The organism is Thalassospira sp. CH_XMU1420-2 (assembly GCF_037029325.1).
Classification (GTDB): domain Bacteria; phylum Pseudomonadota; class Alphaproteobacteria; order Rhodospirillales; family Thalassospiraceae; genus Thalassospira; species Thalassospira povalilytica.
In genome coordinates this window covers 178,775-194,399 of the sequence record NZ_JAYMEG010000002.1, presented here as the reverse complement: position 1 = coordinate 194,399, position 15,625 = coordinate 178,775, and the positions used below count along the sequence as shown (strand labels likewise).

General features: G+C 53.6%; 11 protein-coding genes. 3 read left to right on the top strand and 8 right to left on the bottom strand.

Annotated features, from left to right (window positions below):
* A complete protein-coding gene (locus WA429_RS05610) occupies positions 1-645 on the bottom strand; it encodes a Crp/Fnr family transcriptional regulator (protein ID WP_101247479.1) in 645 nt (214 codons plus the stop codon).
* Between the two features lie 189 nt (positions 646-834).
* On the bottom strand, positions 835-1,281 hold the full coding sequence (locus tag WA429_RS05605) for a DUF2946 family protein (protein WP_068517587.1): 447 nt from the start codon (positions 1,279-1,281) through the stop codon (positions 835-837).
* Between the two features lie 400 nt (positions 1,282-1,681).
* Here WA429_RS05605 and WA429_RS05600 point away from each other — a divergent pair, with 400 nt between their 5' ends.
* Together WA429_RS05600 and WA429_RS05595 are read left to right on the top strand one after the other, a co-directional pair.
* The gene (locus WA429_RS05600; RefSeq protein WP_286886905.1) at positions 1,682-2,251 is read left to right on the top strand and encodes an HdeD family acid-resistance protein; all 570 of its coding nucleotides are present in this window, start codon (positions 1,682-1,684) and stop codon (positions 2,249-2,251) included.
* A 123-nt stretch (positions 2,252-2,374) separates the two neighbouring features.
* Positions 2,375-4,285 carry a heavy metal translocating P-type ATPase gene (locus tag WA429_RS05595; protein ID WP_287465722.1) on the top strand — a complete coding sequence of 637 codons (1,911 nt, stop codon included), beginning with the start codon at positions 2,375-2,377 and terminating at the stop codon, positions 4,283-4,285.
* 29 nt (positions 4,286-4,314) lie between these two features.
* Here the strand turns inward: WA429_RS05595 and WA429_RS05590 are convergent, their stop codons facing one another.
* The 6 genes from WA429_RS05590 to WA429_RS05565 form a co-directional block, all read right to left on the bottom strand.
* Positions 4,315-5,571, bottom strand: a complete 1,257-nt coding sequence (locus WA429_RS05590) for a PDDEXK-like family protein (RefSeq protein WP_206927915.1) — start codon at positions 5,569-5,571, stop codon at positions 4,315-4,317.
* Positions 5,572-5,792: 221 nt separating this feature from the next.
* Positions 5,793-7,169, bottom strand: coding sequence for a PepSY-associated TM helix domain-containing protein (locus WA429_RS05585; RefSeq protein ID WP_287465723.1), 1,377 nt, complete (start codon positions 7,167-7,169; stop codon positions 5,793-5,795).
* A 127-nt stretch (positions 7,170-7,296) separates the two neighbouring features.
* On the bottom strand, positions 7,297-7,716 hold the full coding sequence (locus tag WA429_RS05580) for a DUF2946 family protein (protein WP_287465724.1): 420 nt from the start codon (positions 7,714-7,716) through the stop codon (positions 7,297-7,299).
* A gap of 103 nt (positions 7,717-7,819) precedes the next feature.
* Positions 7,820-9,148 (bottom strand): glycosyltransferase, encoded by a 1,329-nt coding sequence (locus WA429_RS05575; protein ID WP_287465725.1) that lies wholly within the window; start codon positions 9,146-9,148, stop codon positions 7,820-7,822.
* Between the two features lie 100 nt (positions 9,149-9,248).
* Positions 9,249-12,029: an ATP-dependent DNA helicase gene (locus WA429_RS05570; RefSeq protein ID WP_068517595.1), complete on the bottom strand. Its 2,781-nt coding sequence runs from the start codon at positions 12,027-12,029 to the stop codon at positions 9,249-9,251.
* 77 nt (positions 12,030-12,106) lie between these two features.
* The gene (locus WA429_RS05565; RefSeq protein ID WP_287465726.1) at positions 12,107-14,392 is read right to left on the bottom strand and encodes an AAA family ATPase; all 2,286 of its coding nucleotides are present in this window, start codon (positions 14,390-14,392) and stop codon (positions 12,107-12,109) included.
* 109 nt (positions 14,393-14,501) lie between these two features.
* On the opposite strand from WA429_RS05565, the gene WA429_RS05560 reads away from it, so the two are divergent.
* Positions 14,502-15,371, top strand: coding sequence for an AraC family transcriptional regulator (locus WA429_RS05560; RefSeq protein ID WP_287465727.1), 870 nt, complete (start codon positions 14,502-14,504; stop codon positions 15,369-15,371).
* Positions 15,372-15,625 lie beyond the last annotated feature (254 nt).

The window sequence follows — 15,625 nt, the reverse complement described above, 5'->3', positions numbered from 1 at the left end:
TCAGGCCGCGGATTGTTGCGGGGCTTCGCCCGCCCCCTTGCAGAGCTTGTCACGATTGATTTGCATGACGGTCGGCAAGGCCGGGCTTTTGGAAATGGCCCCTTCACGTTTGAGATTGGCGATCATGCGACTGGCCGTTTCGGTCGTGGTCGCAATGATATTGCCAAGCTTTTCACGGTTGGGCAGGGCAACCTGATCCTTGTGCGACGCCCAAAGCAGGAACCGACAGATGCGCCGCATCGCCGATCCGGTGCCGAAGCTTATTTTAAGCTGCTGGGCGTCCATGACCTCGGTCGCAAGCAGTGACATGACCGCAGCCTGTATATGCCGATCCTTTTGCTGGGCGGCTTGCACCCGCTGGATCGGCAGGCGTTTGATGATCGATGGTGCAATGGTTTCGATCACCAGTGACGGATCACTGACTGCGAGCATCTCAAGCCCGATAAAGTCACCGGGGCGATAAACCCGGCAGACCTGTCTTTCGCCGTCTTCTGTATATTTGCACCGAAGCGCAAGGCCGCTTGCCAGAAGATAGATATAGGTCTGATCTTCGGCATGGTGGCCGATGCTGGCATCTGCGGGCAGGTTAAGAGCTGCCGGTTCCGCCAGTTTTTCAAGCAGTTCAAAGGCGTCTTGTTTGTTCATGGGTTGTCCCCCATTGGCAAAATCAGGATACGCGGCAAGTGCGGGGTCGCGTATCGACACCAGTCTTTTGACCCGGCATGGCATCCGGGATGGCCCGATTGGATGGGCAAGGACAACTGTTTCAGGCACGGATTCCGGGCGTCTGGATACATCAGTGGCGCAAAACCGCCCAACGCAGCCGAAACAAAATCAGATCAAAGCGGGCGGGGCGCGCGGTGATGCCGCAATCGGGCAGAAATCATGCAGGCGGGCCGTAATATGAAGGGCCGTAACCTGATTTGACAGCCGGATGCGGTGAACTTGCGGAAGTTCCGGTTCGACGGGCATGCCCACGGCATGATTGCCAAGACCGCAACTGGCGCACTGGAAGCCTTCATAAGCGTCCGAGCTGTGCGGCGATGTGCCGCCATCCTTGGCGATCTCGGCGGGAACCGAAATGGTTTTGATGCCGTTTGCCGTACAGATGATCAACGGCACATAGGTCACATCGGAAGTTTCAATGCCGCTTGGAACCGATGCAAGGGCGACAGGCGCATGCATGAACCCGAACATCAGGGCGTTCACCAGCAACAGCCACCCGACAAAGAGTGACAGTGTGCGTCGAACGACCGGTATGGTGTTTCGGGTGGTTCTCACGGCTTTCTATCCAGATTGGAAAGATACGGATTTTCAATAGACCTTTGAAACCGGCCTGTCAAAGCCTGCATTTGTGAACCAGTTATCACTATTTCTTTATAATACTTCCAGAAAGCCCCGCAATGGCAGGCCACCCGTACCCTGTGCATCCGCATGACCATCAGGTGGTGCAAAACAGGGGTGAAATTTTTTCGCCAAAGGCCGGGTTTCAAGACCTTGCCGGGGCGGTTTCAGGGCCGGTTATTAACCCCGGTTTTGGTTGGGGATAGTGCCAATCGCATCACCAATCACAGCCTCCCAACATGTTGCAATTCATAAACTTTTGTATTCAGTCGGAACAAAATGAACTATTTTGAGTTGAAGCTGTTGATACAAACCGCAGTCAGGCAGGAGCAAGCCAATGACCCAGATCGTAAATGACGGCACCCCGGAAATGCGCGGACTTCTTGACAAGGGCCGCAAGCGGCTTCGCAATATTGGCGTGGTCATGCTGGTGCTGGGGATCCTTGCGGTGGCGTTTCCGTTTGCGACCACGATTGCGTTCAAGACGATCATTGGCTGGCTGTTTATCATTGGCGCACTTGGCCATTTTTACGGGGCCTGGAATGCCGATACCCCGACGCGCCGCGGTGTTGATATCATTCAGGGGCTTGTATTTGGCGTGATCGGTGTGTGGCTGGCGTTCCTGCCGCTTGGCGGGATTGTGACACTGACGGTGTTGCTGGCAATCGGCTTTATCCTGCATGGCGTGTTCGAGCTTGTCATGGGGATGTGGCTGCAACAGTTTCCCGGCTGGAAATGGATGCTGTTTTCAGGCGCGATCGCCATTCTTGCCGGTATCCTGATCTTTGCCGAATTGCCAAGTTCGGCCACCTGGGCGATCGGATTGCTTTTGGGCATCAATCTGTTGTCATCGGGCTTCAGCTATTTGATGGTGTCGATGGCAATGGGCAAGGTCGCGCGCGTCTGACCGGGGTTTGATCGGGGTTTGATCGGTCTTTGATCCGTCTCTGACCGCCTTTTCGCTGTTTTCTGAACGCTGGCGTTATCATTCATTTTACGCCATGATAATGTAATGATGTTCGGAGGCGGCATGACGGATCACGCAATTGACAGGGTTCTTGTGCGGATTGATGACGTCCTGTCTGCGCCCGCGCTGAACCGGGCCATTCTGGCGGTGACGCTGATTGCCATGGCGGGGCATTTTGTCCTGATGTGGGGCGCACCCGAGCAGATCGGGGCATATCGAACGGCCGACATTCCACTTTTTATCCTGTTTGTATTGGGCGGGTTGCCGATCCTCGGGCAGCTTGCCATCAAGTTGCTCAGACGTGAAATGGGGGCGGATTTTCTGGCCGCCATTTCCTTAGTCACGGGCATTGTGCTGGATGAATATCTGGCGGCCAGCCTGATCATTCTGATGCTGACCGGCGGGCAGGTTCTTGAAAGCTTTGCCATGCGCAAGGCATCCTCGGCCCTGAATGCGCTGGCACGCCGCATGCCCAGTGTCGCACATCGCAAGAATGCCGATGGCGATATTGCCAACATTGCCATTGATGATATCGCAATCAATGACCTGATTGCGGTCTTTCCCCATGAAACCGCCCCGGTCGATGGCACGGTTGTCGACGGGCATGGCACGATGGATGAAAGCTATCTGACGGGGGAACCCTATGTCGTGTCAAAGGCACCGGGAACGGCAGTCCTTTCAGGTGCGATCAATGGCGAGGCGGTCCTGATCATCCGGGCGGAAAAACGCGCACGTGATTCCCGTTATGCCCAGATCATGAATGTCATGGCCGAGGCCGAACAAAAACGCCCGCATATCCGCCGCCTTGGCGATCAGATCGGGGCGTGGTTTGCCCCGGCGGCTTTGTTGTTTGCCATTATTGTCGGGTATCTGAGCGGGGATTCATCGCGGTTTCTGGCGGTCCTCGTGGTGGCGACACCCTGTCCGCTTCTGATTGCCATTCCGATCACGGTGATGAGTGCGATTTCGATTGCTGCACGGCGGGGCATCGTTATTCGCGACCCGACCGTACTTGAACGATTGCCGACCTGTCAGACCGCGATTTTTGACAAGACCGGCACCCTGACCTATGGCCGACCTGAACTGGTCGATGTTTTGGCAGGGCCGGATTTTGATGCCGATCTGGTGTTGCGTTTGACGGCCGGGCTTGAACGTTATTCCAAGCATCCGCTGGCATCGGCGGTTCTCAAAGAAGCCCGGCTTCGCAATTTGCCCCTTGATGAAGTCTCGCACGCAACCGAAAAACCCGGACAGGGTCTAAGCGGGCAGGTCGACGGCCATGATGTGGTGGTGACCCATCGCAACAAGATGGTGAAATCCGATCCTGACATCGCAGCCCTTCTTCCGGAAACAGCGGCGGGGCTGGAATGCGTGGTGCTGATTGACGGGCAGTATGGCGCGACTTTTCGTTTCCGCGATACCCCGCGGGCCGAGGGCGAAAATTTCGTCGGGCATCTGGGCGCGATCCATCATTTCAAGAAAGTCATGCTGCTGTCGGGCGATCGCGAAAGCGAGGTCAGCTATCTTTCCGACCTTCTTGGCATCCGCGACAGCCTTGCCTCGCAAAGTCCGGAACAGAAAGTCGCCATCGTCCGGGCCGAGGCTGCCAAGGCTCCGACCCTATTCATGGGCGATGGCATCAATGACGCCCCGGCACTCGCTGTTGCCACGGTCGGCATTGCCTTTGGCAAGGAAAGTGCGGTGACCGCCGATGCGGCCGGGGCGGTCATCCCCGAAGCATCGCTTGTGACCGTCGACGAGCTTCTTCACATCAGCATGGCAATGCGCCGCATCCTTTTGCAAAGCGTGATTGGCGGTATGGTTTTATCCATCCTTGCCATGGGCTTTGCCGCCGCAGGCTATATCACCCCGGTCGCCGGTGCGCTGTTGCAGGAAGGCATTGACGTGATCGCGATCCTCAATGCGCTCAGACTGGCGATCCGGCACGATATTGATGCCGATATTCGAGAATGAAATATTAGAACTCTTCGCCGGGCGTAAAATTAACGTTGTTCGACATCAAGTTCATTCAACATATTTTTTAATTCTTCGACGGCTTCCAGGAACTTATCCCGTTTTAATTCTTTGCTTATCCAAGCTAAGAATTTCGACTTTATGTCTTCTTCTTCCTCATCAAGGAGGTTCTCTACCCGGAAGCTAGACCGTGATTTGTAGGGTTTGATGAAGGACGTTGGGCGTTTTTTCCATTCCTGCTTGAATGGAGGCATGCTTGCACGGTCCCAGACTTTGTCGGCCCAACTATCAGGAGCTCTGCCTATCGTAATGTGAAGCTCGGCATTTTTTGTCCAGAACGTAACCTCACAGAGTAGGTAGCGACTGTTTGTGCCCCAAGCTGTCCCGCCGCTGTTTTCGGGGATATCCCAAGCCTTTGGAAGGAAACGTACCAATCCTTTGTGGTTTGGTGCCAAGACGATTCCCAGCTCTTCTTGGTTGGTCGCGAGCACATCCTCCATAATTCTGGATGCTTCAGAGCGAGGGTCATCAATATTTTTAAGTATGAAATCAATAGCCTTTTTATGGCTCTTATAAATTTGACGAGCCAAATATGAAGCCCTGTTGTCGTCCATGAAATCCTCCGACAATAGTTCTAGATACTGTTGAATTAGGAATTTCGGTTCGGGTCCAATGATGTCTGTTTTTTCTTCAAGACAGGATTTCAGGACCTTCTCAATTACCGTGTACTTACTGGAAATAAATTTCCGATCTTCAGGTTCTTCGTCATTTTTTGTGAGGAAGATAAACAGAAGATGTTCAGCGCTGGTATATCGCTTCTCAACATAACTGCGGTAATCGTTAAGTTGATTCTTGCGTTGAGTTGCATTGACCTTGTTCTCAATGCAAATAACCCATTCGTCACGATTTTTAGGGTGGATGACGATCAGTAAGTCAATGTTATTGGTTTCTCTTGCAACTTCTACAAATTCAATTTCAAGCGCATCTATTTCAATCGGCGAAGGTAAATCAGACAAAACTTCCAGATTGTGTTCGGCTTCATAAACAACCTGCATTAGCCAACGACGAATAAAGGTATCCGAAAGGCTGTGGTTCTCACTCGGTGTCATGAGCCATGCAAGCATATTGGAATGCCGAATTTCATGACGGGCCGCTTTCAAGACATGAAATATATTGAAACGCGATAGAATAGCTTCCAATTCGGAGAGCTCTGGACAGTCCATTATTAATTTAGTGAGAGCATCTTCGGTCTCAGCGTCAATTTCGCATATGCTTTCATTTACCATTGAAAGTGGCCTCGTTGCTGATTTGCGTGATGTCTCGCGCTGTCGCGGAAATAACTTTGGGTGCAAATCTTAATACAAGCAATATCTAAAATTAGGATTGAGCTGGTGGTGCGCAGGGCAATCGAAGCGCGATTTTTTAAAAAATTCTTCTGCAAGCGGACGTCGGATGAAAAGTTGTGCAACCCGAGTTTAACCCGGGCTGCACCTGTTTTCGTGCGGGATCAGGCAGTTCTTTGCCTGCGTTGCGGACGGACAACGAACAGGTAATCAAGCAGCCAGATCACAATCATGGATGCGCCGACCATCGGATAGATGATGCCGCCAATGGCAAGGATCACGGTTACGACCGTAAGGTTGCGGGTATCACGCGGCATCGGCGGGACGCCAAGTGCGCCAGCCGGGCGGCGTTTCCACCACATGACGCCCGCAGATACCGACATGAAAATGATCAGGGCACAGATCACCAGCAACAGGATCTGGTTGGTGATGCCAAATTCCTGGCCCAGATGGACATTGATGCCAAATTCCATGATTTTGCCAAATGGCCCGTAATCGCCATATCCCATGTCGATCAGTGGCCGGCCGGAATATTGATCAAGGTGAATGACCCGTTGCAGGGACAGATCATCAGGATAGATCGAAGCGGAATAAACGCCGGTTTCCCCGCGCGGGAGCGAGATGGCATAGCCCGGTGTCAGGCCCATTTCGTTGAAAATCGACATCGCACGATCAATGCCAATCGGGCCCGGATTTGCGGTTTGTCCATTCCCGCCATCAACCGATTGCGGCAGCGGGATGTTTTCGTTGGTCCAGCTTGTTTCGCCAAAGGCCTCGATCATCGGGATGGTTGAAAGTGGCACATCCACCCGCACCCCGGATGGGTAGCCATTGGGTGTGCCATTGGCAAATTCGTTGGCATATTTGCCCCAGAAGACCGACCAGAACATGCCGGTTCCAGCCATGAAGATGATGAAAATGCCAATAAAAATGCCGGTCACCGCATGGGCATCACGCCACCAGCGCCGACGTTTGGGCGTGTCGCGCAGCGTGACAACACCGCCTTTCTGATCACCGCGCGGCCACCACAAATAGGTACCAGTCAGCACAAGCAGGATCGCCCAGCCCGATGCAATTTCAATCACATAGTTCGGGATGGTGCCGAATTCGGCCAGACTGTGGATACGCCGAACCACCCACATCAAAGTGGTGCGATCGGGCATGTGGCCCAAAACATCCCCGCGATAGGGATCGACATAGACAGCTTCGCGTCCGCCAGCATCGGCGGCAATCACGATCTCGCTGCTGCGCGTCGGATCGGCGGGCGGCATCACCTTGACCGGGGTGCCCGGAACGGCAAGAAGGGCCGCGTCGATCTGTGAACTCATCGGAAGGGCAGCATTGCCTGATGCCTCAACAAATTTAAGGTCGGCGTGATACCAGTCGTCAATTTCATCGCGATAAATATAGGCCGCGCCGGTGACCGCCATCAGGATCATGAAGGGTAAGATCAAAAGACCGGCATAGAAATGCCAGCGCCAGACAGCGCGATAGAGGCTTGTATTCCCCTGGTTTTCAGGGGATCGGGAATTGTTGGTCATGTTTCTTGTCCAGATGCGTGCATTCCCGGTCGAAACGTTGTCGACCCGGTAAAGGCACTTGAATTTCAGGAAAAGCAGACCGGAAAACGCCACGACCGATGGATCTGATCCGATCGGGTGCGTTTTCTCAGACGTGCTTGATTACAGGACAGGAAACAGCAGGCGGGGCACGCGGCGACGGGGCAATGGCGCAAAAGCCATGCATTGTCGCGGTGATATGAAGGGCGGTGACGGCGTTGCTAAGCTCGATCGTGGCAAGCTTGGGCAATTCCGGTGCGACAGGCATGCCAAAGGCATAATTGCCCAAACCACACAGCGCACATTCATAACCATCAGGTGTATCGGCATTTTGGGCCGGTTCATCGGGCAGGCCGTCGGCACGGACCAGAATGGTTTTGAAGGTGGAGCCGGTACAAATCACAATCGGAATGCGAACCACGCCATCCATCATGGATGCCAGCGACGCCCCGTTGGCCTTGGCCATCGGAATATGCATGAAGCCGAACATGATGGTATTGGCCAGGAACAGGACACTGACCAGCGCCAAAAGGCACTGTCTGCAGATCAGGCTGATATGCCAGCAGCGTCGCACGTATCGCGTTCCATCACGGTTTGACCATGATGCTGTTTATGGGGTTTGGGCGCTGCTGTCAAAGGCTTGCAGTCCGGGTGTGGTCGGTTTCTTCGACCGCACGGATGATTTCGGCAATTGCTGTGTTGATCCCGTCTTCGGACGCAATCCTGCCCGCGAGATGTTGGGCATTGGTGCGATAGGACTGCGTTTGAAGAACGGTCTTGATCCGGTCTGCCAGAATTGCGGCATCGAGTTTTGCGGGTTTTATCGGCTTTGGTGCAACGCCCAGCGTCCAAAGGCGTTTGGCCCAGAATGGTTGATCGCCAAAAAACGGAATGATGATTGACGGGCGACCGGCGCGAAGGGCCGCCGCACAGGTACCAGCGCCGCCGTGATGAAGAACGATTTTGACCTTGGGAAACAGCCAGTCGTGGGGAACCTCGCGCACCGCAAGGATATTGGATGGCCAGTCAATGTCATCCATACCACCCCAGCCGGTTGCGACAATGGCTGCCAGATCGGGTTTGCCGGTTTGTGCAACGGCATTTGAAATCATCTGTGCCATTGCGGTCGGATCATTGCCATGCATCGATCCAAACCCGATATAGATCAGGTTCTTGTGGCGTTCGACAAAGTCTTGCAACGCCTGATCGGGCATGCCGGTTTGCGGATCGGTATCGAGAAACCAGTACCCCGTGACACGGGCATGTTCCGGCCAGTCGGACGGGCGCGGGATCACGGCGTTGCCAAAGGCATGAATGATCCGAAGGGCACCGGACTGGCATGATTTCACGATGTCCAAAGACCTGCCATCAATGCCGTTCTTGCGTCGGGCCGCCCAGCGACAAAATTGCCGACGCAATGTTGCGTTCAACAACCTGTAAACAAGCTTGCCGGTCAGATGGTTATAGCATCGTGCGAACCGGTTTCGCAGACCAGTATCGGGGACGCCCATATGGGGATAATCGCCGGTCGGGATAAAGCACGGGATCAGTTGCGCCATGACCACCGGAATGCCGAAATGATTGGCAATCGGAAATGCGCCAAAGGTTTTGGGATGAAACACAATGACGTCGGGTTTGTTCTGATCAATTGCGCGGAAAATATCATCGATCAGTCCGTCCTGAAGTCCGCGCGCCTTTCTGCCAATCGCAAACAGAGAAATCAGTTTTTGCAACCATGATGCTTTGGGATCGGACGCTCGGCCAAAGTGCGGATCATCCATAAGCGCGATCAGCGCATCGCCAAGGGCCGCGAATTCAAGATTGTGATCGGTAACAAAACCGGCGAAGCGTTCAGGGGCGGCAAGTGTGACCCGATGCCCGTTTTCGATGAGACCACGGCCAAGGGCGACAAAGGGCTGCACATCACCGCGTGTCCCATAGGTCATCAGCATGACATGCATGATCTATCCTTTTTGCCGTTCGCAAAAGCGGTTCACGGATCAGAAGCCTGACAGACTTTAATACCCAATTCCGGCAGTGAAAAGGCGGTCGGACGGATGATCAGTTTTCGCTGTTCTGCACATTGCCAAGGAAAAGGCGCGTCTGTTCAATCGCTTCGCGCAGGCCAACGCGCTGGACTTCGACATCTTCGGGGAAGGCGCCCAGAAGCCGTGATGGCATGCGGTTATCAAGCAGGACAAACACACCGCGATCCTCGGCGCGGCGGACAAGCCGGCCAAAGGCCTGCTTCATGCGCAGGCGTGTGAGCATGTCGTCATACCGTGCGCCGTGGAAGGCCGATTTGCGCGCACGGTGCAGGATATCGGGGCGCGGCCAGGGCACGCGGTCAAACACGATCAGACGAAGGCTGTCACCCGGGACATCGACCCCGTCACGCACCGCATCGGTCCCCAGCAGGCAGGCATCGCGTTCAACCCGGAAAATATCAATCAGGGTCGAAACATCCATGCCGTCAATATGTTGCGCCAGCAATTGCAGGCCCGCATCATCCATCGGCCCGGTCAACCGTTCGTAAATTGCGCGCAAGCGTGAAATCGCGGTAAACAGGCCAAGCGCGCCACCCCCGGAGGCCAGAAACAGTTCGCGATAGGCCGCGGCAATATGGTCCGGGTTATCACGGCCCAGATCATTGACGATGAAAACGCGGGTCTGTTCGCGGTAGTTATACGGGCTTTTCATCGCCGCCCGGATGGCCGGAAGCGGCATGTGCGATGCCCCGGTGCGGTCTTCGGCCACGGCCCAGTCAAAATCTTCGTCCCCGGTGCCATCGCGAAGGGTCGCGGACGTCACCACCATGCCATGCGCGGTGGGGGCCAGCGCCGATGTCAGCGGCAATGTCGGGTCAAGATAATGACGATGCATGCCGACATCGAAATCACGGCCAAACTGGCGTTCAATCGCAAACCAGTCGACAAAGCTTTGTGGCGTTTCTTCGACCAGGGATGCCAGCATTTCACGCCATGCCGCAACCTGCATGATCGCGCGGCGTTCAAGGGATCGGATCGCGGCATCAAGGCGCTGACGTTCGGCACTGTCAAGTTCATCGGCCTTTTCATCAAGCATATGGGCGATGATCTTGATCAGCGATCTGGCCGGTTTTTCCATCGCTTCAAGCGCGCGGTCAAGGTCGGCCGCACTGGCAAGGACTTCGTTCAAGGCCGGTTTGCAATCGGTTTCAATCGAATAGCCGCGATCCCCATCAGCGGACCGTGCCATCACCTGTGCACGCACATGGGCCAGAAATACTTCTGCCGGGCCCTTGGCATGTTGCGATCCGTCGTGAATACGGCCAAGCCATCCCTGTTCGGGAAGACATTGGGCGGCAACAATCACGGCGTTGACCGCATCGCGCAATTCATCGCGATCATGGATCAGGGTTTCAAGCCGCTGTTTCAGGCCGCGCGCACGCGACGATCCCTTTTGCTCGGCCCCCAGCAGCCAGCGGCGCAATTCCTGTCCTTCCTGCCCGGTCAGGTGGGATGAAAATGCCTTATCGGCTGCATCAAACAAATGATGGCCTTCGTCAAAGACGTATCGCGTTGGCATGGAGCTGTCATCAAGCCCGCCCAAGGCCGCCTGCACCATGACAAGGGCATGGTTGGCCACCACGATTTCAGCGGAACGGGCGCGACGCACGGTTTTTTCGATAAAGCATTTCGAATAATGCGGGCAGGCGGCATAGATGCATTCGCCGCGCTGATCGGCCAGCGCCCCGGTAAAGCGATTGCCCAGAAGCTCGGTCAGCCAGGCGGGGAAATCCCCACCGACCATATCGCCATCGCGGGTGGTCGATGCCCATCTGGCAATCAGGCCAAGCGGGGTGGCCTGATGGGGTTGCTGGGCCAGCGGGCGCTGGGCTTCTTCGAAGTTCAACAGACAGAAATAGTTTTCCCGACCTTTACGCACCACGGCCTTAAGGCGCTTGTCCTTGGGATCGTCATAGAGGCGATCCAGTTCCTGATCGATCTGACGTTGCAGGTTGCGGGTATAGGTCGAAATCCATACCGCCCCGTCATTTTTCTGTGCCCAAAGCGATGCCGGTGCGACATAGCCCAGCGTCTTGCCGGTGCCTGTTCCGGCCTCGGCCAGAACGATATTGGGCGCACCATCATGAAGGCGCGGGCCAAAGGCCGAACAGACAGACGATGCATAATCGGCCTGTTGCGGGCGTTCCTCGGCCCCTTCGCCCAGAAGTTCTTTCAGGCGCTTGCGGGCATCTTTGGGATCAACCGGATAATTGGCGGGTGGCGGTGGCGGGGCATGTTCGGCCCACTCGCCAAGCTTTTTCCAGACTTTAAGCCCTTCATAAACCGCATAGCGATGCGGGCCATCGCCATCCGCACCAAGGGCGGCCAGAACCGAAACACCCCACGGCCAATGCCCGCGTGCCATCGGCCATGCGATGGATAGGGCCGGGCCGCGTTTGTTGCGATGAAGGGTGGCAAGTTCCTGCAAAAGCCGTTTCATGGCTTCTGCCAGGGCCTCGGCCTGACCGATCAGGTCATCGGCCGGTTTTTGCCCGGTGGCCAGCGCAATGCCGCGCGGGGTCGGTACGCAAAACTGTGCCGGGCGGACAAAGGCAAACAGTTCGAGCAAATCATGTGCGGCAAACGGATCAATTTTCAAACGCCGCGCACAGGCCGGGGTATGGACCAGAATGGGCCGCGTTGCGCGTGCCCGCTTGGCCGCGGCCCCGTGCGGCAGTTCCTCGATCTCGCCATCGGGTGACAGAAACACAGCATGACGCAATCCAACGACCATGACAGGTGCATTGGGCGGCATGAAACGCGGCTGGGCTTCTTCGGAACGATCATCGAACATTTGGGGCACTATAAGCAGACAGTGCGGTAGACGCTACAGCCATTTCACGAATTTGTTTGATGCTCGCGTGGTCATTTTCAGCCAATCGTTCCGCAAGCTTTGCACATTCGTTTGTAGTGATCTTTAGACACGTTTTCGATGAAGCCAATCGCAGCCTTTGCGGCGCTTATGGCATCTTGAAGGGTTAAGTCCGGTAATGTCCCAAACCCTTCAATGGTTCCATGTGACTCTACTTGAATCAGTCTTTCGAGAGCTTTGATATCTATTTGGTCTTTAACTGTCTCGTGATGCTCCATCAATGCAGCTGTAAAGTTAGGCTGTCCGGGAGAGCAAAACGTTGTGAAAATATCAAGTAGCTTCCGAGTAGCATTGGGAAGCAAATAGAGGTAATCAGTTTCTGCTTTCGCTGCTGCAGTTCTAACCAATTGAAACAAATAATGATATTCGCTTTGGTGATTTGCCATTAGTGGATGCATTTTCGCCAAGTTGGTGCGCCTCTCTGAGCCGTCTGCTGGGCTTCTGCAATCAAGGGAGAGCAGTGCTATCTCAGCCGCGTTTCTATGCTCCAAGTTCTGAAACTCACGCTTCACCATATTCATGAAGGCGGTATTATGAGTCAGTACAATAAGTTGTTGGCACTTCTTTGTTTTGCGAAATAAGAGGCTAAATGCATGGGTTCTAGCTGAGGCGTCCAAACTGGAAACTGGATCGTCGATAACTAGAACTAGATCTTTCAATTTTCGGTCATCTGCTTCCAGTTTGGTTAGAAAGTAGGAGAATGCAATTGCAGTTTTCTCCCCTTCACTTAGGTGTAGTGCTGCTTGTCCGTCTATTCGGATGATTTTATAGCCACCCGTTTCTTGGGCGGTTAAGTATATGTTTTTATGCCCTAGGTAGGAGAATAGTAGGGCGTTCAACCTTTCAGCTCCGATGCCATGATCCTGTAGTTCATTTTGAAGCTCGTCGGTTTTGACCTTTAAACTACGTAGCTCGTCTCGAGAGCTTACGAGCTTCATTTCGTACTTGTTTAAATCTTCTTGCAACGAGTCCCAAGTCGCCTGGTTCGAGGCGAGGACGTGTCTTTCCAAGCTTTCGAAAGCTAGTTTTTGCTCATTTCCAAACGTAATGGCTTGCTCATTGTGAGCACCTACCAGTTTTTCCGCTTTCGATGCTTCCGATAGAAAGTCTTTTACGATGTCATTGATATCGCTTTCAAGCGTTGGAAGCGGGCTTCCAAGTGAATTGAGTGACGGATCGAGTTTTTCTTTAAGTTTGAAAATTATGAACTTTCCAGCCTCGCCGATTTTACTCGTATGTTTGCGAAGGCTTTTAAATGCCGCTGTATACTCTTCTTTAAAGTTGGATTCTATTAGTTCAGGTGGCGGGAGGTTTGAGTAAAATGACCTTAGGTTATCTAAATGCTTTTCGCCAAGTTGGATTGCAGATTTCAGTTCGTTTGCTGCATCATCCCACGCATCATTAAAAATCGACTTGAGAAAATTCCGCCTTTCCTCTGTGAACGGGTTTTCGCATAAAAGGCACTGATTTAGTTCGTGTTGATCGTGATACTCAAGGCCGCGTTTAATCCATGCTATCGCTTCCTGATGTTCTTCCAATGCTTCAACAGCCATCTCAGCAGAGCTGCGCATTATGAGCTTTTGACCAGAACTAAGCCATGACTGTAAGTCTTCCGGCAATGTGAAGGAAAAACTGATCTTATCCGGAGGAAGTTTACGCATAAGTGTTTCTTGATTGCGGGCTATTTGTTTTTCAGATGCTAGTAAGCTCTCTTCAAACTTGCTGCCTTTGTAGTGCGCTTGAATTTTTCGAGCATCATAAGCTTGGGTGTAAACGCTCTCTGGTGTCATTTCGCGAATTTGCTTGGCAACGCGGGTCTTGAACTCTTTTAACTGCTTTTCGGAGCTTTTCTGCCGACTTTCGAGCTCGGATATCTCTTTTGTAGTGGCCTTAAGCTTAGTGGAACTCTCGTCATAGGCCTTCTTTGCGCCGACTTTTTTTTCGCTTACATAAAGGATTCCTTGGGAGGAACTGTCGTCCCAGTTGAAGTTTCTCTCCACAAAATCGGTGTTGAAAACCAACAAGTTTGAACCGAACGGAGGCTGGTCCAAAGTTTGGATAATTGTAGTGTTTTCTGAGAGCTGTATTTTGAATGAGCAAGAGTTGGGTAGTTTGGGGTCGATTGTGCCCTTCTCTAATGAACTAAGTATTCTTGATAGAGTGGTTTTGCCAGTGCCGTTGAAGCCAAACACGAGAGTTCGGGGTGCAAGGCGAGCCCCAGCGTCAGCTGTGTAATCTCTCCATATACCGGTGTTCTTGATTTCGATTATTTGCTCTATAATCAATGGAGTTCACTCTCGGATCGATTTGTTTAGAAAGTCCGGAATTATAACCCGCGGAAGATGTATTGGGTAACAGAATTAAATCTAAAAGTGATGTTTCTGTGAGGGGCTGATGTTTCAGAAGTCTAGCACGCAGCCCTCACAGCATTTCTGGCGCGACCCGGCTTTGCCGTTTGTCGAATTGCGGCGTGTGGCGGACGGGCATGCGGTTTGTTACGAACGCCACAGCCACGATACCTTTTCGATCGGCACGGTGAAGGACGGTTACAGCACCTATTGGAACCGTGGCAAAACCCATGAAACACAAGAAGGATCGGTGGTGATCCTTAATCCCGAGGATGTTCATGGCTGCAACCCGGTCAAGGGGGCGGACTGGTGCTATGACATGCTGTTTGTTGATCCCGACTGGCTTTTGGATTTGCAGGTTGAAATCGATGCCGATGCGGCCGGCAAGTTTGCGATGTTTTCCGATACGCTAAGCCATGATCCTCATCTTTATGGCGGGTTGCTTGATCTGGCCGATACGCTGGTCAATGCGGATATTGATATTCTTGGCAAGGAAACGGCACTGGTGTCGTTCTTTGGCGATCTGCATGTGCGGCTGAACCGGCGCGGGGTGCTGGACGGGACGGGCGGGTCGGGCAGGTCGGGCGGGTCGGTGCATGACCGCAAAATGATCCGGGTCGGCGATTATATCCAGACCCATTATGCCGAAACCATCAGTCTGGATGATCTTGCCGATCTGGCGGGCTATTCGCGGTCCTATCTGGTGCGGGCGTTTAAAAAGACCTTTGGCATGACGCCCTATGCCTATCTGATCAATTGCCGGGTGCAGCGCGCCCGTCATGCGCTGAGGCGCGGGGAAAAGATCGTTGATGTCGCACTTGAAACCGGCTTTGCCGATCAGGCGCATTTTCAACGCATGTTCAAACGCCTGATGGCAACCACACCACGCCAATATGCGCGCGTGCAGGCGGCCTGATTTTTCTGATCTTCCGCCTCAATGACCCGTTGATCCGACACCCGGTCAACCCCGGTGCGCGTTTGTGTGTTCGTGTGCAATCCGATATGGCCCGGCGATCCCGGATGAGGCCGGGGGTGGAGCGGGTGCAGTCAGGGCGGGGTTCAGTGTTTGGTTGGTTTTGATTTAAATCTCATTGATCTTAATCAACCAAAACGTGTTTCATTTTAGTTATTCTATTTTAAAGAAGGGGCGAACAGATAAATCGGGCGCGG

What these genes read in the sequence shown, in the direction of transcription:
- WA429_RS05610 (WP_101247479.1), bottom strand. Translation starts at nt 645, where the DNA reads ATGAACAAACAAGACGCCTTTGAACTGCTTGAAAAACTGGCGGAACCG.
- WA429_RS05600 (WP_286886905.1), top strand. Translation starts at nt 1,682, where the DNA reads ATGACCCAGATCGTAAATGACGGCACCCCGGAAATGCGCGGACTTCTT.
- WA429_RS05595 (WP_287465722.1), top strand. Translation starts at nt 2,375, where the DNA reads ATGACGGATCACGCAATTGACAGGGTTCTTGTGCGGATTGATGACGTC.
- WA429_RS05590 (WP_206927915.1), bottom strand. Translation starts at nt 5,571, where the DNA reads ATGGTAAATGAAAGCATATGCGAAATTGACGCTGAGACCGAAGATGCT.
- WA429_RS05585 (WP_287465723.1), bottom strand. Translation starts at nt 7,169, where the DNA reads ATGACCAACAATTCCCGATCCCCTGAAAACCAGGGGAATACAAGCCTC.
- WA429_RS05575 (WP_287465725.1), bottom strand. Translation starts at nt 9,148, where the DNA reads ATGCATGTCATGCTGATGACCTATGGGACACGCGGTGATGTGCAGCCC.
- WA429_RS05570 (WP_068517595.1), bottom strand. Translation starts at nt 12,029, where the DNA reads ATGTTCGATGATCGTTCCGAAGAAGCCCAGCCGCGTTTCATGCCGCCC.
- WA429_RS05560 (WP_287465727.1), top strand. Translation starts at nt 14,502, where the DNA reads ATGTTTCAGAAGTCTAGCACGCAGCCCTCACAGCATTTCTGGCGCGAC.